The organism is Streptomyces sp. NPDC001890, from assembly GCF_042891445.1.
Taxonomy (GTDB): domain Bacteria; phylum Actinomycetota; class Actinomycetes; order Streptomycetales; family Streptomycetaceae; genus Streptomyces.
Genome location: NZ_JBIATE010000002.1, coordinates 560,069 through 575,789, shown reverse-complemented (window position 1 = coordinate 575,789; position 15,721 = coordinate 560,069). Strand labels below are relative to the sequence as shown.

The window sequence follows — 15,721 nt, the reverse complement described above, 5'->3', positions numbered from 1 at the left end:
GGAGTTCCGCTACACGTTGAAGCGGAACTCCACCACGTCCCCGTCCTGCATCACGTAGTCCTTGCCCTCCATGCGGGCCTTGCCCTTGGCGCGGGCCTCGGCGACGGAGCCGGTTTCGACCAGGTCCTCGAAGGAGACGATCTCCGCCTTGATGAAGCCCTTCTGGAAGTCGGTGTGGATCACACCGGCCGCCTCGGGGGCCGTGGCGCCCTTCTTGATCGTCCAGGCCCGGGCTTCCTTCGGGCCCGCCGTGAGGTAGGTCTGGAGGCCCAGGGTGTCGAAGCCGACGCGGCCGAGGGTGGCCAGGCCGGGCTCTTCCTGGCCCATGGACTGGAGGAGCTCCAGGGCCTCGTCGTCGTCGAGCTCGATCAGCTCGGACTCGATCTTGGCGTTGAGGAAGATCGCCTCGGCGGGGGCGACCAGGGCGCGCTGTTCGTTCTTGAAGTCCTCGTCGACCAGCTCGTCCTCGTCGACGTTGAAGACGTAGAGGAAGGGCTTGGTGGTCAGGAGGTGCAGCTCGTGGAGGAGCTTGCCCTTCTCGGTGCCGGCGGTGATGCCGGCGGCGAAGAGGGTCTGGCCCGACTCCAGGATCTTCTGGGCCTCCTCGACCGCGGCGAGGACCGCGACCTTCTCCTTCTGGAGGCGGGACTCCTTGGTGAGGCGCGGGACGGCCTTCTCGACGGACTGGAGGTCGGCGAGGATCAGCTCGGTGTTGATCGTCTCGATGTCGTCCTTGGGCGAGACCTTGCCGTCGACGTGGACGACGTTCTCGTCCTTGAAGGCGCGGATGACCTGGCAGATCGCGTCGGACTCGCGGATGTTCGCGAGGAACTTGTTGCCCAGACCCTCGCCCTCCGAGGCGCCGCGGACGATGCCGGCGATGTCGACGAAGTCGACCGTCGCGGGGAGCAGCCGCTGGGAGCCGAAGATCTCCGCCAGCTTGTTCAGCCGGGCGTCCGGGACGCCGACGACGCCGACGTTCGGCTCGATCGTGGCGAACGGGTAGTTGGCCGCCAGCACGTCGTTCTTGGTCAGGGCGTTGAACAGGGTCGACTTGCCGACATTCGGCAGGCCGACGATTCCGATCGTGAGCGACACGTTGGCGACTTCCTGAGGAGTGAGGTGGGTGGAGGAGGACCGCGGACCGGGTGGGCCGATTCTCCAGTTTACGGGCGGGGGCGACCAGGTCCCCACGGGTCCGGTCGGGTGCCGATCCGGTTCCCGTTCGGCCGTGTGGCATCGAACTCATCCCCTAGGTCGCGCAAAGGGCGTGTCCCGTACCTGATTCCTGCCGCCCGGCGACCTACGTTGTCCCGGTGGAGCAGCACAGGACACGTCCCCCGCAGCGCAGGCAGTCTCGCCAGGCCCCGCTGTCCCCGCAGGGCACCATCGAGGAGAGGGCGACCGTCTACCGGGTGGTGAGCGCGCCGGAGGGCCGTACGCGTCGGGTGCCGCCCGTCGTCCTCGCGCTGCGCAGGCTGCCGAACCTGCGGCTGACCGGGATCGGGGCCGGGCTCTTCGCCGCTGCCACCATGTTCGTACTGGCCTGTCTCGACCTGCTGGTCCTCGACGGTTCGTCGGTGGTGTTCGGTGTGCTGTTCCTGCCGGTCTGCGCGCTGACCGCGCTGTGGGTGCGGCCCGCGGACCTGGTGACCGCGCCGATCATCGTGCCGATCGCGTTCGCCGTCGGCGTCGTACCGATCGCCGGCGGCACGGGCGGCTTCGGCGGCCAGACCATGGCGGTCGTCACCGCGCTCGCCGTGCACGCCGGCTGGCTGTACGGCGGAACGCTCATCGCCGGGCTCATCGCGACCGTACGGAAGGTACGGCTGATGCGTCAGCGGCAGCGCCGCATGCTGCTCGCCGCGGAGACGGCCCGGCCCTCCTCGCAGGGACCGCGCCGCCCTCGGCGGTGAGCGGTGAGCGGTGAGCGGCACCGCAAAGCTCTAGTTGCCCCTGGCCGCCATCGCCGCGCCGACGATGCCGGCGTTGTTCTGGAGCTCCGCGGGCACCATCTCGGCCCGTACGTGCTCGATCAGGGGCAGGAACTTGTCGGCCTTGCGGCTGACCCCGCCGCCGATGATGAAGAGCTCGGGCGAGAACAGCATCTCCACATGGGCCAGGTACTTCTGCAGCCGGTGCGCCCAGTGGTGCCAGCTCAGGTCCTCGTCCTCCTTGGCCTTGGTGGAGGCGTGCTTCTCCGCGTCGTGGCCGTTCAGCTCCAGGTGGCCCAGCTCGGTGTTGGGCACGAGCCGGCCGTCGGTGAAGAGGGCGCTGCCGATCCCCGTACCGAGCGTCAGGACGATCACGGTTCCCTTGCGGCCCCGGCCCGCGCCGAACGTCATCTCCGCGACACCGGCCGCGTCCGCGTCGTTCAGCACGGTGACGGGGAGGCCGAGCCGGTCGCCGAGCAGTCCGCGGGCGTCCGCGTCGATCCAGCCCTTGTCGACATTGGCCGCGGTACGGGTGACCCCGCCGGTGACCACGCCCGGGAAGGTGACGCCCACCGGGCCCGACCACTCGAAATGGCCGACGACCTCGGCCACGCACTCGACCACGTCCTTGGGCGTGGCCGGGTGCGGTGTCAGCACTTTGTGGCGCTCCTGCGCCAGGTCTCCGCGGTCCAGGTCCACGGGAGCGCCCTTGATCCCGGATCCGCCGATGTCCACGCCGAAGATCTGCATGCAGTCCACGGTACGGGCAGGCTGCCCGGCTCACTTCCCGAAAGCCGGACAGCGTGCGCCGGGTGTCACTTCTCCGGGTGTCACTTCTCCGAGAGTGCGGCGGCCTCGGCGCGCAGGTCGCGGCGGAGTTCCTTGGGCAGCGAGAAGGTGATGGACTCCTCGGCCGCCTTCACGATCTCCACGTCCTCGAAACCGCGCTCGGACAGCCAGGCCAGGACTCCGTCGACCAGCACCTCGGGGACCGACGCACCGGAGGTGACGCCGACCGTGGAGACTCCGTCCAGCCAGGCCTCGTCGATCTCCTCGGCGAAGTCGACCAGGTGGGCGTCGTTCGCACCGGCGCCGAGGGCGACCTCGACCAGGCGGACCGAGTTGGAGGAGTTCTTCGAGCCGACGACGATCACGAGGTCGGCGTCCGCGCCCATCTGCTTCACCGCGATCTGCCGGTTCTGCGTGGCGTAGCAGATGTCGTCGCTGGGCGGCGAGATCAGGAGCGGGAACTTCTCCTTGAGCGCACCGACCGTCTCCATCGTCTCGTCGACGGAGAGCGTGGTCTGGGAGAGCCAGACGACCTTCGAGGGGTCGCGCACCTCGACACCCGCGACGTCCTCGGGGCCGTCGACCAGCGTGATGTGGTCGGGGGCCTCGCCGGAGGTGCCGATGACCTCCTCGTGGCCCTCATGGCCGATCAGGAGGATGTCGAAGTCGTCCTGTGCGAAGCGGACGGCTTCCTTATGGACCTTGGTGACCAGGGGGCAGGTCGCGTCGATCGTGGCGAGCTTCCGCTCGGCCGCCTCCTCGTGCACGGTCGGGGCGACGCCGTGCGCGGAGAACATCACGATCGAGCCCTCGGGGACCTCCGCCGTCTCCTCGACGAAGATCGCGCCCTTCTTCTCCAGGGTCTGTACGACGTACTTGTTGTGAACGATCTCGTGGCGCACGTACACCGGGGAGCCGTATTGCTCCAGGGCCTTCTCCACGGCGATCACGGCACGGTCCACCCCCGCGCAGTAGCCACGGGGAGCGGCGAGCAGGACGCGGCGAGGTGTCGTAGCAGTCATGCGACCCATCGTAAGGCCGAGTCGAACGCGCGGAAGATCAGCCCGGTGGCGAGACTGGCGGAACCGGCAGGACCGACGGGGCCGGCAGGACTGGCAGGACTGGCAGGACCGACGGGGCTGAAACCGTACGTGACTCTGGGAGGGCTCATGCCGGACACCGGCAGCGGCGGGACTACTGGGGTGGCGGGGGCGCATCAGGAGAGCGGGAGGCTGCGGCGGACGCTCGGGTTCCGGGATCTGGTGGTCTACGGGCTCCTGTTCATCGCGCCGATGGCTCCCGTCGGGGTGTTCGGCACGCTGGACGCGAAGTCCGACGGTGCCGTGGCGCTGGTCTACGTCGCGGCGACGGTGGTGATGGCGTTGACGGCGTTCAGTTACGCCCAGATGGTGCGGGTCGCCCCGCTGGCGGGTTCGGTCTTCGCGTACGCGCGCAAGGGGCTCGGGGAAGGGCCCGGGTTCATCGCCGGGTGGATGGCGATGCTCGACTACCTGCTGATCCCGGCGGTCGCCTATCTCTTCTCCGGGATCGCGCTGAACGCGCTGGTGCCGTCGGTGTCGCGGTGGGTGTGGACGGCGCTCGCCGTCGTCGTCACCACCCTGCTCAACCTCTGGGGTGTGCGGGCCGCCGCCCGGGTCGGCTTCGCGGTGCTGGCGATGGAGATCGTGGTGCTGCTGGTGTTCCTGGTGTCGGCGGTGGTGGTGCTCGTACGGGACGGGGCGCAGCGGGGCTGGCTGACTCCGCTCACCGGTGATTCGGGCTTCTCCGCCCCGGCGGTGCTGGGGGCGGTGTCGGTGGCGGTGCTGTCGTATCTGGGCTTCGACGCGATCGCCACGTTCGCGGAGGAGGTGACCGGGGGCTCGGCGAAGGTGGCGCGGGCGCTGCTGTTCTGTCTGGTGCTGGCGGGTGTGCTGTTCGTGGCGCAGGCGTATCTGGCGGCGCTGCTCGAACCGATGACGTCGGCGGAGCTGGCCGCCGATCCGGCCGCGCAGGGGTCGGCCTTCTACGACACGGTGGACGCGGCGGTCGGCGGCTGGCTGCACGATCTGGTGGCCGTCAGCAAGGCGATCGGTGCGGCGTTCGCGGCCCTGGCCGGGCAGGCGGCCGCGGGACGGCTGCTCTTCGCGATGGCCAGGGAGCGTCGGCTGCCCTCGGTGCTCGCCAAGGTCGACCCGGGGTCCGGGGTGCCGCGGGCCGCGATCCTGCTGGCCGCGACGGTGACGCTGATCGCCGCGGTGTGGGCGGCCCGGCGCGCCGACGGGCTGGACCATCTGGTGTCGGTCGTCGACATCGGTGCGCTGACGGCCTTCGTGCTGCTGCACGCGTCGGTGGTCGGCTGGTTCGCCGTGCGCCGGATGGCGGGGCCGCCGAGCTGGTGGCGGCATGTGCTGGTGCCGGTGGTGGGCGCGGGGGTGCTGGTCGTGGTGATCGTGGAGGCGACCCCGAGCGCTCAGGTGGTGGGGGTGTGCTGGTTCGCGGTGGGGCTGGTGGTGCTGGCCTTGCAGTGGGGGCGCGGCGTAGGGCCCGGGGCGGCGGGGTGACGAGGTGCACCGGGTGTTCCTGGGACCCGGGGTCCTGACGCTCCCCGGAACCCGGCGTTCCTGGGATCTGGCGTTCCTGACGCTCCCTGGGCCCCGGTGGTCCTGGCACTCCCCGGGACCCGGTGGTCCTGACACCCCCGGGACTCCGTGGTCCTGTCGTGCGCGCCCGATTGTCGGTGGGGGCGGTTACGCTCGCTCGCATGGCTCTCCAGACGTCCGCGGAAGCTCCGCTGCCCGTAGGTGATGTGTCGCGGCTCATCGGCGGCTGGATCGACCGGCTCGGGGCGGTCTGGGTCGAGGGACAGATCACGCAGCTGTCCCGGCGGCCGGGCGCCGGGGTGGTGTTCCTGACGCTGCGCGACCCGTCGCAGGACATCTCGGTGAGCGTGACGTGCTTCCGGCAGGTCTTCGACCGGATCGCTGATGTGGTGACGGAGGGGGCGCGGGTCGTCGTCCTGGCCAAGCCGGAGTGGTACGCGCCGCGCGGCCAGCTGTCCCTGCGGGCCACGGAGATACGGCCGGTCGGCATCGGTGAGCTGTTGGTCCGGCTGGAGCAGCTGAAGAAGTCGCTGGCCTCGGAGGGGCTCTTCGCACTCGACCGGAAGAAGCCGCTGCCGTTCCTGCCGCAGCTGATCGGCCTGGTCTGCGGACGGGCGTCGGCGGCCGAGCGCGATGTGCTGGAGAACGCCCGGCGGCGGTGGCCCGCGGTCCGCTTCGAGGTGCGCAACGCGGCGGTGCAGGGTGTGCACGCGGTGAATCAGGTGGTCCAGGCGGTGAAGGAGCTGGACGACCTGCCGGAGGTCGACGTGATCGTCGTGGCGCGGGGCGGCGGCAGCGTGGAGGACCTGCTGCCGTTCTCGGACGAGCAGCTGATCCGGACGGTGGCCGCGTGCCGTACGCCGGTGGTGTCGGCGATCGGTCATGAGCCGGACTCGCCGCTGCTCGACCTGGTCGCGGACCTGCGCGCCTCCACGCCGACCGACGCGGCGAAGAAGATCGTGCCGGACGTGGGCGAGGAGCTGGACCGCGTACGGCAGCTGCGTGACCGTGCGCTGCGGACGGTACGGGGGCTGCTGGACCGGGAGGAGCGCGGGCTGGCGCACGCCCTGGGCCGGCCGTCGATGGAGCGCCCCCAGCGGATGGTGGACGAGCGCGCGGCGGAGATCGACGCGCTGGTCGGGCGGAGCCGGCGGGTGCTGGGCCATCTGCTGGACCGGGCGGACTCGGAGCTCGCCCACACCCGGGCGCGGGTCGTCGCGCTGTCGCCCGCGGCGACGCTGGAGCGCGGTTACGCGGTGCTGCAGCGGGCCGACGGCCACGTCGTACGGGATCCGGCGGACGCGGGCGCGCCGGGCGAGGTGCTCCGGGCGCGGGTTTCCGGGGGCGAGTTCGCGGTGCGGGTGAGCGAGTGAACGGGGTCGAGATGACGGACGCGGTCGAGGTGGTGGACCGGGTCGGGGTCCCGGACCGGGTCGAAATCATGGACCGGGTCGAAATCACGGACGTACGAGGTCACGGGCCCCTGGTGGGCCGGAACGTAGGGTGGGGCGCATGACGGACGACGCGACTACGGCGGCGGGTGCCACGGGCACGCTCGGCTACGAGCAGGCCCGTGACGAGCTGATCGAGGTGGTGCGCCGCCTGGAGGCCGGCGGTACGACGCTGGAGGAGTCCCTCGCGCTCTGGGAGCGGGGCGAGGAGCTCGCGAAGGTGTGCCGGCACTGGCTGGAAGGCGCACGCGCCCGGCTGGACGCGGCCCTTGCGGGGCCTGCCGACGCCCGGGAGAACGGCGGCACGGCAACGGCCGACAACGGCTGAGGCATCCCAGGGCTGCCGCCGGGCCGGGCGGGGGCGCTGTGGCCGGCCGAGGCTGCTCGTGGAACCGGTGGAGCGCTGTGGAACGGATCACCTCGCCCAGTTTTAGTTGAAAGTTAACCTACTTTCGGGCTAACGTGGTCCCGGTCAGTCGACCCATCTGAACGTCCGGAAGGCAATACGCACGATGTCCCTCGCCCTTGACGCCGCCGCCCAGGATCTCCTCTTCCGTGAGGCCCGCACCGCCAACACCTTCACCGACGAGCCGGTGACCGACGAGCAGGTCCAGGCGATCTACGACCTGGTCAAGTACGGGCCGACCGCGTTCAACCAGTCGCCGCTGCGCGTCGTCCTGGTCCGCTCCGACGACGCCCGCGCGCGTCTCGTGAAGCACATGGCCGAGGGCAACCAGCCGAAGACCTCGACCGCCCCGCTGGTCGCGATCCTGGCCACCGACAACGAGTTCCACGAGGAGCTCCCCGCCCTGCTGCCGCACTTCCCGCAGGCCAAGGACGCGTTCTTCTCCGAGCGCCCGGTCCGCGAGTCGGCCGCCGCGCTGAACGGCGCGCTGCAGGCCGCGTACTTCATCATCGGCGTCCGCGCCGCCGGCCTGGCCGCCGGCCCGATGACCGGCTACGACGCCGCGGGCATCGAGAAGGAGTTCCTGGACGGCGACCACAGCGTGCTGATGGTCGTCAACATCGGCAAGCCGGGCGAGGACGCCTGGTTCCCGCGTCTGCCGCGTCTCGCCTACGACGAGGTCATCAAGACCGTCTGAGCCGGACCGCCCGGCCGGACCGTCACCGCGGCGTCACAGCCGTACGGAAGAAGGCCCTGGAGCACCGAGTGCTCCAGGGCCTTCTTCCGTACGCCGCACGCTTACGCGCGACGGTGTCAGGACGTCTACGCGCGACGGTGTCAGGACGTCTTGAGCGCGGCGGCCATCTCCGCCAGCCGCTCCGACGAGGCGGAACCCGTCACCACGGTGGTCGAACCCTTGTCGTGGCGCACCAGGGCGTCGTACTTCGAGCCCTTCCAGTGCTGCCAGGTCTCGCCCGCGACCTGCTGCGTACGCCCGGTGTTCCTGGCGTCCTGGCTGACCTCGGTGACGTACTTCTTCGCCGGGGACGTGGACTGCTCCACCGCGACGTACTTGCCCTCCGGGTCGAGGAAGCCCAGGTGCCAGCTGTTGCCCGCCTTGCGGTCGTAGCTGACCGAGGTCGGCTTCCACTTCTCGGTCAGCCCGTCCGGGGCGGCCACGGGGTACGGCGCCGCGCGGCGGGCCGTCAGGAGCTCCACCCGGTAGTCGACCGCCTCGACCGGGTTGGCGTTCTCGTCGTGCGGAACGAAGATGTAAACAACCCCTGCCGCGGCGGAGACGACCGCCATCGACAGGAACATGTCCCGCACCGTCTGCTTGCCTCGCTTGCTAGCCACGGGTCCATGGTCGCATTAGCCCCGACGGGCCCGACCCGGGGGCAGCTGCTCATAAGTGACCCGGTCTGCTCATTTTGTCGACCTGACGATAGAGTCGCAGCACCCTCTTCCGGTCGTCGCCGTACAGAAAGGTGCGCTCCGATGTCCGAGCATCATCTGCCGTCCCAGCTAGAGGTCTCCCCCGAGGCCCCCGACCGCAACCTCGCCCTGGAGCTGGTCCGGGTCACCGAGGCCGCCGCCATGGCGGCGGGGCGCTGGGTGGGCCGCGGCGACAAGATCGGCGCCGACGGCGCCGCCGTGAAGGCCATGCGGACCCTCGTCTCCACCGTCTCGATGAACGGCGTCGTCGTCATCGGCGAGGGGGAGAAGGACGAGGCCCCCATGCTGTTCAACGGCGAACGCGTCGGCGACGGCACCGGCCCCGAGGTCGACATCGCCGTGGACCCGATCGACGGCACGACCCTGAACGCCAAGGGCATGCCGAACGCGATCGCCGTCCTGGCAGCCGCGGACCGCGGCGCCATGTTCGACCCGTCGGCCGTCTTCTACATGGACAAGCTGGTCACCGGCCCGGAGGCCGCCGACTTCGTCGACATCAACGCCCCCGTCTCGGTGAACATCCGCCGGGTCGCGAAGGCGAAGAACTCCGCCCCCGAGGACGTCACCGTCGTCGTGCTCGACCGCCCGCGTCACGAGGGCATCGTGAAGGAGATCCGCGAGACCGGCGCCCGGATCAAGTTCATCTCCGACGGCGATGTCGCCGGCTCGATCATGGCCGCCCGCGAGGGGACCGGCGTCGACCTGCTGATGGGCATCGGCGGCACCCCCGAGGGCATCATCTCGGCCTGCGCCATAAAGTGCCTCGGCGGTGTCATCCAGGGCAAGCTCTGGCCCAAGGACGAGGCCGAGCGCCAGCGCGCGCTGGACGCCGGGCACGACCTGGACCGGGTGCTGTCCACCGACGACCTGGTCAGCGGCGACAACGTGTTCTTCGTCGCGACCGGCATCACGGACGGCGAGCTGATGCGCGGCGTGCGGTACCGCGCGGAGACGGCGACCACCGAGTCGATCGTCATGCGGTCCAAGTCCGGCACCATCCGGAAGATCGACTCCACGCACCGGCTCTCGAAGCTGCGCGCCTACAGCGCGATCGACTTCGACCGCGCGAAGTAGACCCGGTCCCGTCCCGGAGGTCTCCGGAAGCACCACGCGAAGAGGCGCCCCCCATGTGCGGTGGGGGCGCCTCTTCGCGTGGTGCGCGCGGACACGGGACCATGCGGACGCAGGCTCGCGGACACGGGACCGTACGGGCGCAGGCTCGCGGACACGAGACCGTACGGACACGGGGCCATACGGACACGGAACCGTACGGGCCGAATCGGCCGGGTCCGGTCCGGTCCAGTCCGGGTCCGGTCCAGTCCAGTCCAGTCCAGTCCGGGTCCGAGTCCCGGCCGGTCAGCCAGCCGCCGCGATCCGGCCCGTCGCCCCGGAGGAAACGGCGGCGGCCTTGCGCTCCATCTCGCGGCGTCTGCGACGGGCGAGCACCACACGGCGCTCGGCGGCGGTGAGGCCGCCCCACACCCCGTACGGCTCCGGCTGTATGAGCGCGTGTTCCTGGCATTCGATCATCACCGGGCAGCGCGCGCAGACCCGCTTCGCGGACTCCTCGCGCGCGAGTCTGGCAGCAGTCGGCTCCTTCGACGGGGCGAAGAACAGCCCGGCTTCGTCCCGGCGGCACACCGCCTCCGAATGCCAGGGGCCGGCCTGGTCCTCCCGCGCGGGGGTGCGCTGGGGAGGGACGGCGGCGACCTGCAGGGGCTGATGCGGCAGTTGCAGCACGGTCTACTCCTGACGACGGCTTCGCGAGCGAGAGACGATGCAGCATTCCCTACCCGCTGTGCGCACGCCTATGCACTGAGTGGCACTCGGTCCGGGCTGCGAAATAGCGGCCGGCCAGGAAATTGGCTTGTTCTCGAAGGCGAATCGAGGGAGTCCGAGGGAGTTCCCGATGAGTTCGGGCAGTGACTATCCGAGGTATTTGCGCAGCCGGTCCTGGAGATCCGCGATGAACTTCCCCCGCTTGGGCTTCGCCTCCACGCTGCCGAACACGGAATAGCCGTTCACGACGACCACCGGCGCTTCGGGGTCCGCGGATTCCAGGGTGGCGACTTCGAAATTTCCGAAGACGCCCGTGCCGCTGCCGCGCAGCGAGATGTTCTCGGGGACCTTGACGTCCACACTCCCGAAGATGGAAGTCGCGTTGATGACCGTGAGTCTCTGACCGAAAAGCGCCTCGGTCAGATCGACCTCCACGCTACCGAAGAGCGCGAAGGCGTTCGTACGACTGCCGACCCGCCAGCGGCCCTTGCGGGTCGAACTGCTGAAGATCGCCACCAGGTTGTCGGCGGGACCCGTGGGGCCCTCGTGACCGTGGAAGCCGGGAGCGGCGGCCGTACGGGCGGCGCCCGCCGGGGCGGGCAGGTCCCGTACCAGTGGTTCCAGCTCGCCGACGGTCTTGGCGCGATAGACCGCGTCGACCCGCTCGGCGTGCTCGTCGGCGGTGAGCCGGCCCTCGGCCATGGCTTCCCGCAGGATGTCCGCGATCCGGTCCCGGTCCGCGTCGGAGGCGCGGATGCCGGCCGGCTCCACCGGGGCCACTGGCTGCTGGGGCTGCTTTTCGAGGTCCACCGGCCCAGCGTACCCAAACGCGATAGATCGCGACTAGCCCCCGTCCCGCCCCCGCGGTGTCGCGCCCCGCCCACGAACGGCCGCCCGGGAGCGGCCGAACTGAGCCTTACCTCACAGCTTCGGCACTCCTGTGGCGTTCTACCCTGGTGGGTGCGCTGCCCAAGGGAGGTCAGCCGCCGTCTGCCGAGTGAGGAATGGCCGTAATGCCAGAGTTTGCGTACTCCGATCTGCTCCCTCTGGGAGAGGACACCACGCCGTACCGTCTGGTGACCTCCGAGGGTGTCTCCACCTTCGAGGCCGACGGTCGTACGTTCCTCAAGGTCGCGCCGGAGGCGCTGCGCACCCTGGCCGCCGAGGCCATGCACGACATCTCGCACTATCTGCGCCCCGCCCACCTGGCGCAGCTGCGGCGGATCGTGGACGACCCCGAGGCGTCGTCCAACGACAAGTTCGTCGCGCTCGACCTGCTGAAGAACGCGAACATCGCGGCGGCCGGCGTGCTGCCGATGTGCCAGGACACCGGCACCGCGATCGTCATGGGCAAGCGCGGGCAGAACGTCCTCACCGAGGGCGGTGACGAGGAGGCGCTGTCGCACGGCATCTTCGACGCGTACACCAAGCTCAACCTGCGCTATTCGCAGATGGCTCCGCTCACCATGTGGGAGGAGAAGAACACCGGCTCGAACCTCCCCGCCCAGATCGAGCTGTACGCCACCGACGGCGGCGCGTACAAGTTCCTCTTCATGGCGAAGGGCGGCGGCTCGGCCAACAAGTCGTTCCTCTTCCAGGAGACGAAGGCGGTGCTGAACGAGACCTCCATGATGAAGTTCCTGGAGGAGAAGATCCGTTCGCTGGGCACGGCCGCCTGCCCGCCGTACCACCTGGCGATCGTCGTCGGCGGTACGTCGGCCGAGTTCGCGCTCAAGACCGCGAAGTACGCCTCCGCGCACTACCTGGACGAGCTGCCCGCCGAGGGCTCCCCCACCGGCCACGGCTTCCGGGACAAGGAGCTGGAGGAGAAGGTCTTCGAGCTGACGCAGAAGATCGGCATCGGCGCCCAGTTCGGCGGCAAGTACTTCTGCCACGACGTGCGTGTCGTGCGCCTTCCCCGGCACGGCGCCTCGCTGCCCGTGGCGATCGCCGTGTCCTGCTCGGCGGACCGCCAGGCCACCGCGAAGATCACCGCCGAGGGTGTCTTCCTGGAGCAGCTGGAGAAGGACCCGGCCCGCTTCCTGCCGGACACCACCGACGAGCACCTCGACGAGGCGGGTGACGTCGTGAAGATCGACCTCAACCGCCCGATGGACGACGTCCTCGCCGAGCTGACCAAGTACCCGGTCAAGACCCGGCTCTCGCTGACCGGCCCGCTGGTCGTGGCCCGCGACATCGCGCACGCCAAGATCAAGGAGCGGCTGGACGCGGGCGAGGAGATGCCGCAGTACCTGAAGGACCACCCGGTCTACTACGCGGGTCCGGCGAAGACGCCCGAGGGGTACGCCTCCGGCTCCTTCGGCCCGACGACGGCCGGCCGCATGGACAGCTACGTCGCGCAGTTCCAGGCGGCGGGCGGCTCGAAGGTGATGCTCGCCAAGGGCAACCGGTCCAAGCAGGTCACCGACGCGTGCGACGCGCATGGCGGTTTCTACCTCGGCTCGATCGGCGGCCCGGCGGCCCGCCTCGCGCAGGACTGCATCAAGAAGGTCGAGGTCGTCGAGTACGAGGAGCTCGGCATGGAAGCGGTCTGGCGGATCGAGGTCGAGGACTTCCCCGCGTTCATCGTCGTCGACGACAAGGGCAACGACTTCTTCACCGAGCCCGCCCCGGCGCCGACGTTCACCAGCATTCCGGTGCGGGGCCCGGGTCTCGCCTGATCCGACGGTACGGAGCACGGCCTCGCGGAGCGCTCCGCGAGGCCGTGCTCACGCCTCCTCCAGCAGGCCCGATGTGGCGACCAGATAGCCGAGTTGGGCCCGGCTGTTGCTGCCCAGTTGCTCGGAGACCCTCCGCACGTGCTCCGCGACGCTGCGGCGGCTCATGCCGAGCCGGCGGGCGATCGACTCGTCCGTCTCGCCGCCCACGACCGCCTGCAGGATGGTCCGTTGCAGGTCGGAGGTGACGACGGGGGTACGCAGCGGCACCCGTTCGGGGCGGACCGGGACCGAACGGGCCCAGGCCTCGTCGAAGTGCCGGGCCAGGAAACGGACCAGGGACGGGTGCTGGATGCGCAGGGCGCTGTGCGGTTCGTCGGAGAACGGGATGAACGCGAGGTTCCGGTCGAAGACGATGATCCGGTCGGCGACCTCGGCGAGCGTTCTGACCTCGGCACCCTCGGTCGTCACCCGCTCGATGTAGGCGAGCGTCGTACGGTCCGAGCGGACGGTGTGCTGGTAGATGGTCCGCTGCCGGATGCCGCGGCGCAGATTACGGATGTCCCTGGGCAGCGACTCCTCCAGCACGTGCACGGGGCGGCCGCCGCCCGGGTGGGCGGTGCGGACCTCCTCGCGGCAGCCCGCGACGCCCGCTTCGAGCGCCTTGCCGATGACGGCCTCGCCGGAGAGCCGGGTGAGCGCGGACGGTTCGAGCCGGTGCGCTTCGGCGTACAGGCCCTCGAACACGGTCAGGGCGGCGCGGGTCGAACGCAGGGTGCGCCGCTGCCGGGCGATCGCCGCCTCGATGGGGCCGAGCACGTCGAACGAGGCGGTCTCGGGCGGTACGGGGACGAGCCGTCCCGGTGCGTGGCGGTCCACCACCATCAGACGCAGGGCGCTCAGGCAGCCGGGCACGTCGCCCGCCGGAAGGCTTCCGTCCGTGAGCGCTCGCCGATAGGCCGCGAGGGCCGGGTCGCAGACACGGTCCGGCGACGATTCGCGGCAATCACACGCCCGTGGGCCGGAATGCTCGTCCTTCACAAGCATGCAGATTACATTCATGCAATCGCGCGCCCAGGGCTGAACGCGACCGCTCGGTGAGTATGGGCCGGGTGACGCGCGACATCGGACAGGCGAAGGACCGGCCGGACCGTGCACCGGACGGCGAGGACGGCGACGCGGCCGGTTCCGCGCGCGGGGAGCGCCGCTACCGGTTCCTCGTCGCCGGGTACTCCCTGTCCTCCTACGGCACCTTCCTGAACATGGTGGCGCTCAACTTGTTCGTCTACGAGACGACCGGGCGGGCGCTCGCGATGGGCCTGTTCATGGCCGTACGCCTGGCGTCCGGCTTTGTCGCCGGGCTGATCTCCGGTGGTCTGCTCGACCGGTTCGCCGCCAAGCGCGTCATGCTGTGGACGAATGTGGCGCAGGCGGCGGTGATGCTGCTGCTGGTCCTCGCGCCCGAAGGAATGCGGACGGCCTCCCTGATGGCCGTTTCCGTGGTGGTCGGCGGCTGCGGAACGCTTTTCATGGTGTCGTTGCGCAGTTCCATTCCCGAGATGGTCGGCGACGACCGGCGGTCCTGGGCGAACTCCCTTTCCATCACCGGGCGTTCGCTGGCGATGGTGGCCGGTTTCGCCTCCGCGGGCGTGGTGGTCTCGCTGGTCGGTTACACCGCCGCTTTCGTGGTGGACATGGCCACCTTTGTGATCTGCGCCGTCACGGTGGCGCTGCTGCCGATCCCGGGCGGGGGCCGGGGAGAGAACGCCCGGCCGGAATCGGAGGGGGATTCGGGCGGGGACGGGAAGCCGGAGCGGACCGGTGGCCGGGGGAGGCCGGGGAGGTGGCGGCGGCCGGGCGCGTCGCTCGCGTCGGCGGCCGCGCCGGGGCTCGGTCTGATGGTGGTGCTGCGGAGTGTCGACGCCTTCGGCTCGTCCTCCCACAACGCCGCGCTGCCGGTCCACTCCGCCGCGCTCGACGCCGGCCACCCGGCCGTTTTCGTCAGCGCGTTCTGGTGTCTGTGGGCGGTCGGGAACGTCGTCGCGCAGCAGGTGATCCAGCGGTACGTCGCACGCACCGGGCGCACGGTGGGGGCGCCGGGCTTCGGGTACGGCACCTGTCTGATGTCCGGGGCGTTCATCCTGGCGTTCGCCGGGTTCCCCTGGGCCGCGACCGTCGTGATCGCGCTGGCGGCGGGGGCGGCCGACGGGCTGACGGAGGTCTCGTACACCTCCCATCTGCAGACGCTCCCCGCCGGTCCGCGCGCTCACGCGTTCGGGCTCTCCGCGACCCTGGAGAACCTCGGCTTCGGCGTCGGCATGATCCTGGTCGCCGCGGCCCTCGACCGGTTCAGCCCGCTGGCCGTCGTCGGCTGGTCGCACGGGGCGGCCGTCGTGGTCGCCGTGGTGTTCCTGATCAGGGTGTCCTGGGCGCGCGGGCGGGCCGCGATCCCCGCGCCCCGTTCCGGCGCCGACCGTGCCGGAACGGAGCGATGAGGAATCCCGTACGGCGTTATTCGGCCATTCTCGGGAGGCTCGGCAAGGGGCCGGGCTCCCGTCGTGGTGTCGCGCACGCTCCCGGTGCCTGCCCCGGCACGCCGCCGCCCGCCGCGGGGGCCGCCGTCGCCGCG

General features: G+C 70.5%; 15 protein-coding genes. 8 read left to right on the top strand and 7 right to left on the bottom strand.

Annotated elements, in window-relative coordinates:
• Window positions 1–9: 9 nt before the first annotated feature.
• Window positions 10–1,098: a redox-regulated ATPase YchF gene (gene ychF, locus ACFYY1_RS08770; protein ID WP_189542725.1), complete on the bottom strand. Its 1,089-nt coding sequence runs from the start codon at window positions 1,096–1,098 to the stop codon at window positions 10–12.
• Window positions 1,099–1,316: 218 nt separating this feature from the next.
• Here ychF and ACFYY1_RS08765 point away from each other — a divergent pair, with 218 nt between their 5' ends.
• Window positions 1,317–1,916 carry a DUF6542 domain-containing protein gene (locus ACFYY1_RS08765; protein WP_388582659.1) on the top strand — a complete coding sequence of 200 codons (600 nt, stop codon included), beginning with the start codon at window positions 1,317–1,319 and terminating at the stop codon, window positions 1,914–1,916.
• Window positions 1,917–1,946: 30 nt separating this feature from the next.
• On the opposite strand, the gene ppgK is transcribed toward ACFYY1_RS08765, so the two are convergent.
• Window positions 1,947–2,684 (bottom strand): polyphosphate--glucose phosphotransferase, encoded by a 738-nt coding sequence (gene ppgK / locus ACFYY1_RS08760; RefSeq protein ID WP_388582656.1) that lies wholly within the window; start codon window positions 2,682–2,684, stop codon window positions 1,947–1,949.
• Between the two features lie 80 nt (window positions 2,685–2,764).
• Entirely contained in the window at window positions 2,765–3,754 is a 990-nt protein-coding gene (locus tag ACFYY1_RS08755; RefSeq protein WP_388582653.1) for a 4-hydroxy-3-methylbut-2-enyl diphosphate reductase, read from the bottom strand.
• A gap of 138 nt (window positions 3,755–3,892) precedes the next feature.
• Here ACFYY1_RS08755 and ACFYY1_RS08750 point away from each other — a divergent pair, with 138 nt between their 5' ends.
• The 4 genes from ACFYY1_RS08750 (at window position 3,893) to ACFYY1_RS08735 (ending at window position 7,877) form a co-directional block, all read left to right on the top strand.
• On the top strand, window positions 3,893–5,284 hold the full coding sequence (locus ACFYY1_RS08750; RefSeq protein WP_388582650.1) for an APC family permease: 1,392 nt from the start codon (window positions 3,893–3,895) through the stop codon (window positions 5,282–5,284).
• 200 nt (window positions 5,285–5,484) lie between these two features.
• Entirely contained in the window at window positions 5,485–6,696 is a 1,212-nt protein-coding gene (xseA, locus tag ACFYY1_RS08745) for an exodeoxyribonuclease VII large subunit (RefSeq protein ID WP_388582647.1), read from the top strand.
• Window positions 6,697–6,835: 139 nt separating this feature from the next.
• The gene (locus ACFYY1_RS08740; protein WP_388582644.1) at window positions 6,836–7,102 is read left to right on the top strand and encodes an exodeoxyribonuclease VII small subunit; all 267 of its coding nucleotides are present in this window, start codon (window positions 6,836–6,838) and stop codon (window positions 7,100–7,102) included.
• Between the two features lie 184 nt (window positions 7,103–7,286).
• Entirely contained in the window at window positions 7,287–7,877 is a 591-nt protein-coding gene (locus ACFYY1_RS08735) for a malonic semialdehyde reductase (RefSeq protein ID WP_388582641.1), read from the top strand.
• Between the two features lie 140 nt (window positions 7,878–8,017).
• Here ACFYY1_RS08735 and ACFYY1_RS08730 read toward each other — a convergent pair whose 3' ends face one another.
• Window positions 8,018–8,536: a DUF4245 domain-containing protein gene (locus tag ACFYY1_RS08730; RefSeq protein ID WP_388582638.1), complete on the bottom strand. Its 519-nt coding sequence runs from the start codon at window positions 8,534–8,536 to the stop codon at window positions 8,018–8,020.
• A gap of 141 nt (window positions 8,537–8,677) precedes the next feature.
• Here ACFYY1_RS08730 and glpX point away from each other — a divergent pair, with 141 nt between their 5' ends.
• Complete coding sequence (gene glpX, locus ACFYY1_RS08725; protein WP_124716631.1) at window positions 8,678–9,709, top strand: class II fructose-bisphosphatase; 1,032 nt, start codon at window positions 8,678–8,680, stop codon at window positions 9,707–9,709.
• A 282-nt stretch (window positions 9,710–9,991) separates the two neighbouring features.
• Here glpX and ACFYY1_RS08720 read toward each other — a convergent pair whose 3' ends face one another.
• Window positions 9,992–10,375: a WhiB family transcriptional regulator gene (locus ACFYY1_RS08720; protein ID WP_388582635.1), complete on the bottom strand. Its 384-nt coding sequence runs from the start codon at window positions 10,373–10,375 to the stop codon at window positions 9,992–9,994.
• Window positions 10,376–10,561: 186 nt separating this feature from the next.
• Complete coding sequence (locus ACFYY1_RS08715) at window positions 10,562–11,224, bottom strand: DUF1707 domain-containing protein (protein ID WP_388582632.1); 663 nt, start codon at window positions 11,222–11,224, stop codon at window positions 10,562–10,564.
• A gap of 203 nt (window positions 11,225–11,427) precedes the next feature.
• Between ACFYY1_RS08715 and ACFYY1_RS08710 the strand changes: the two genes are divergently transcribed.
• Window positions 11,428–13,095, top strand: coding sequence for a fumarate hydratase (locus ACFYY1_RS08710; protein WP_388582629.1), 1,668 nt, complete (start codon window positions 11,428–11,430; stop codon window positions 13,093–13,095).
• A gap of 48 nt (window positions 13,096–13,143) precedes the next feature.
• On the opposite strand, the gene ACFYY1_RS08705 is transcribed toward ACFYY1_RS08710, so the two are convergent.
• Window positions 13,144–14,133 carry a LuxR C-terminal-related transcriptional regulator gene (locus ACFYY1_RS08705; RefSeq protein WP_388583461.1) on the bottom strand — a complete coding sequence of 330 codons (990 nt, stop codon included), beginning with the start codon at window positions 14,131–14,133 and terminating at the stop codon, window positions 13,144–13,146.
• 83 nt (window positions 14,134–14,216) lie between these two features.
• On the opposite strand from ACFYY1_RS08705, the gene ACFYY1_RS08700 reads away from it, so the two are divergent.
• On the top strand, window positions 14,217–15,587 hold the full coding sequence (locus ACFYY1_RS08700) for an MFS transporter (RefSeq protein ID WP_388583459.1): 1,371 nt from the start codon (window positions 14,217–14,219) through the stop codon (window positions 15,585–15,587).
• Window positions 15,588–15,721 lie beyond the last annotated feature (134 nt).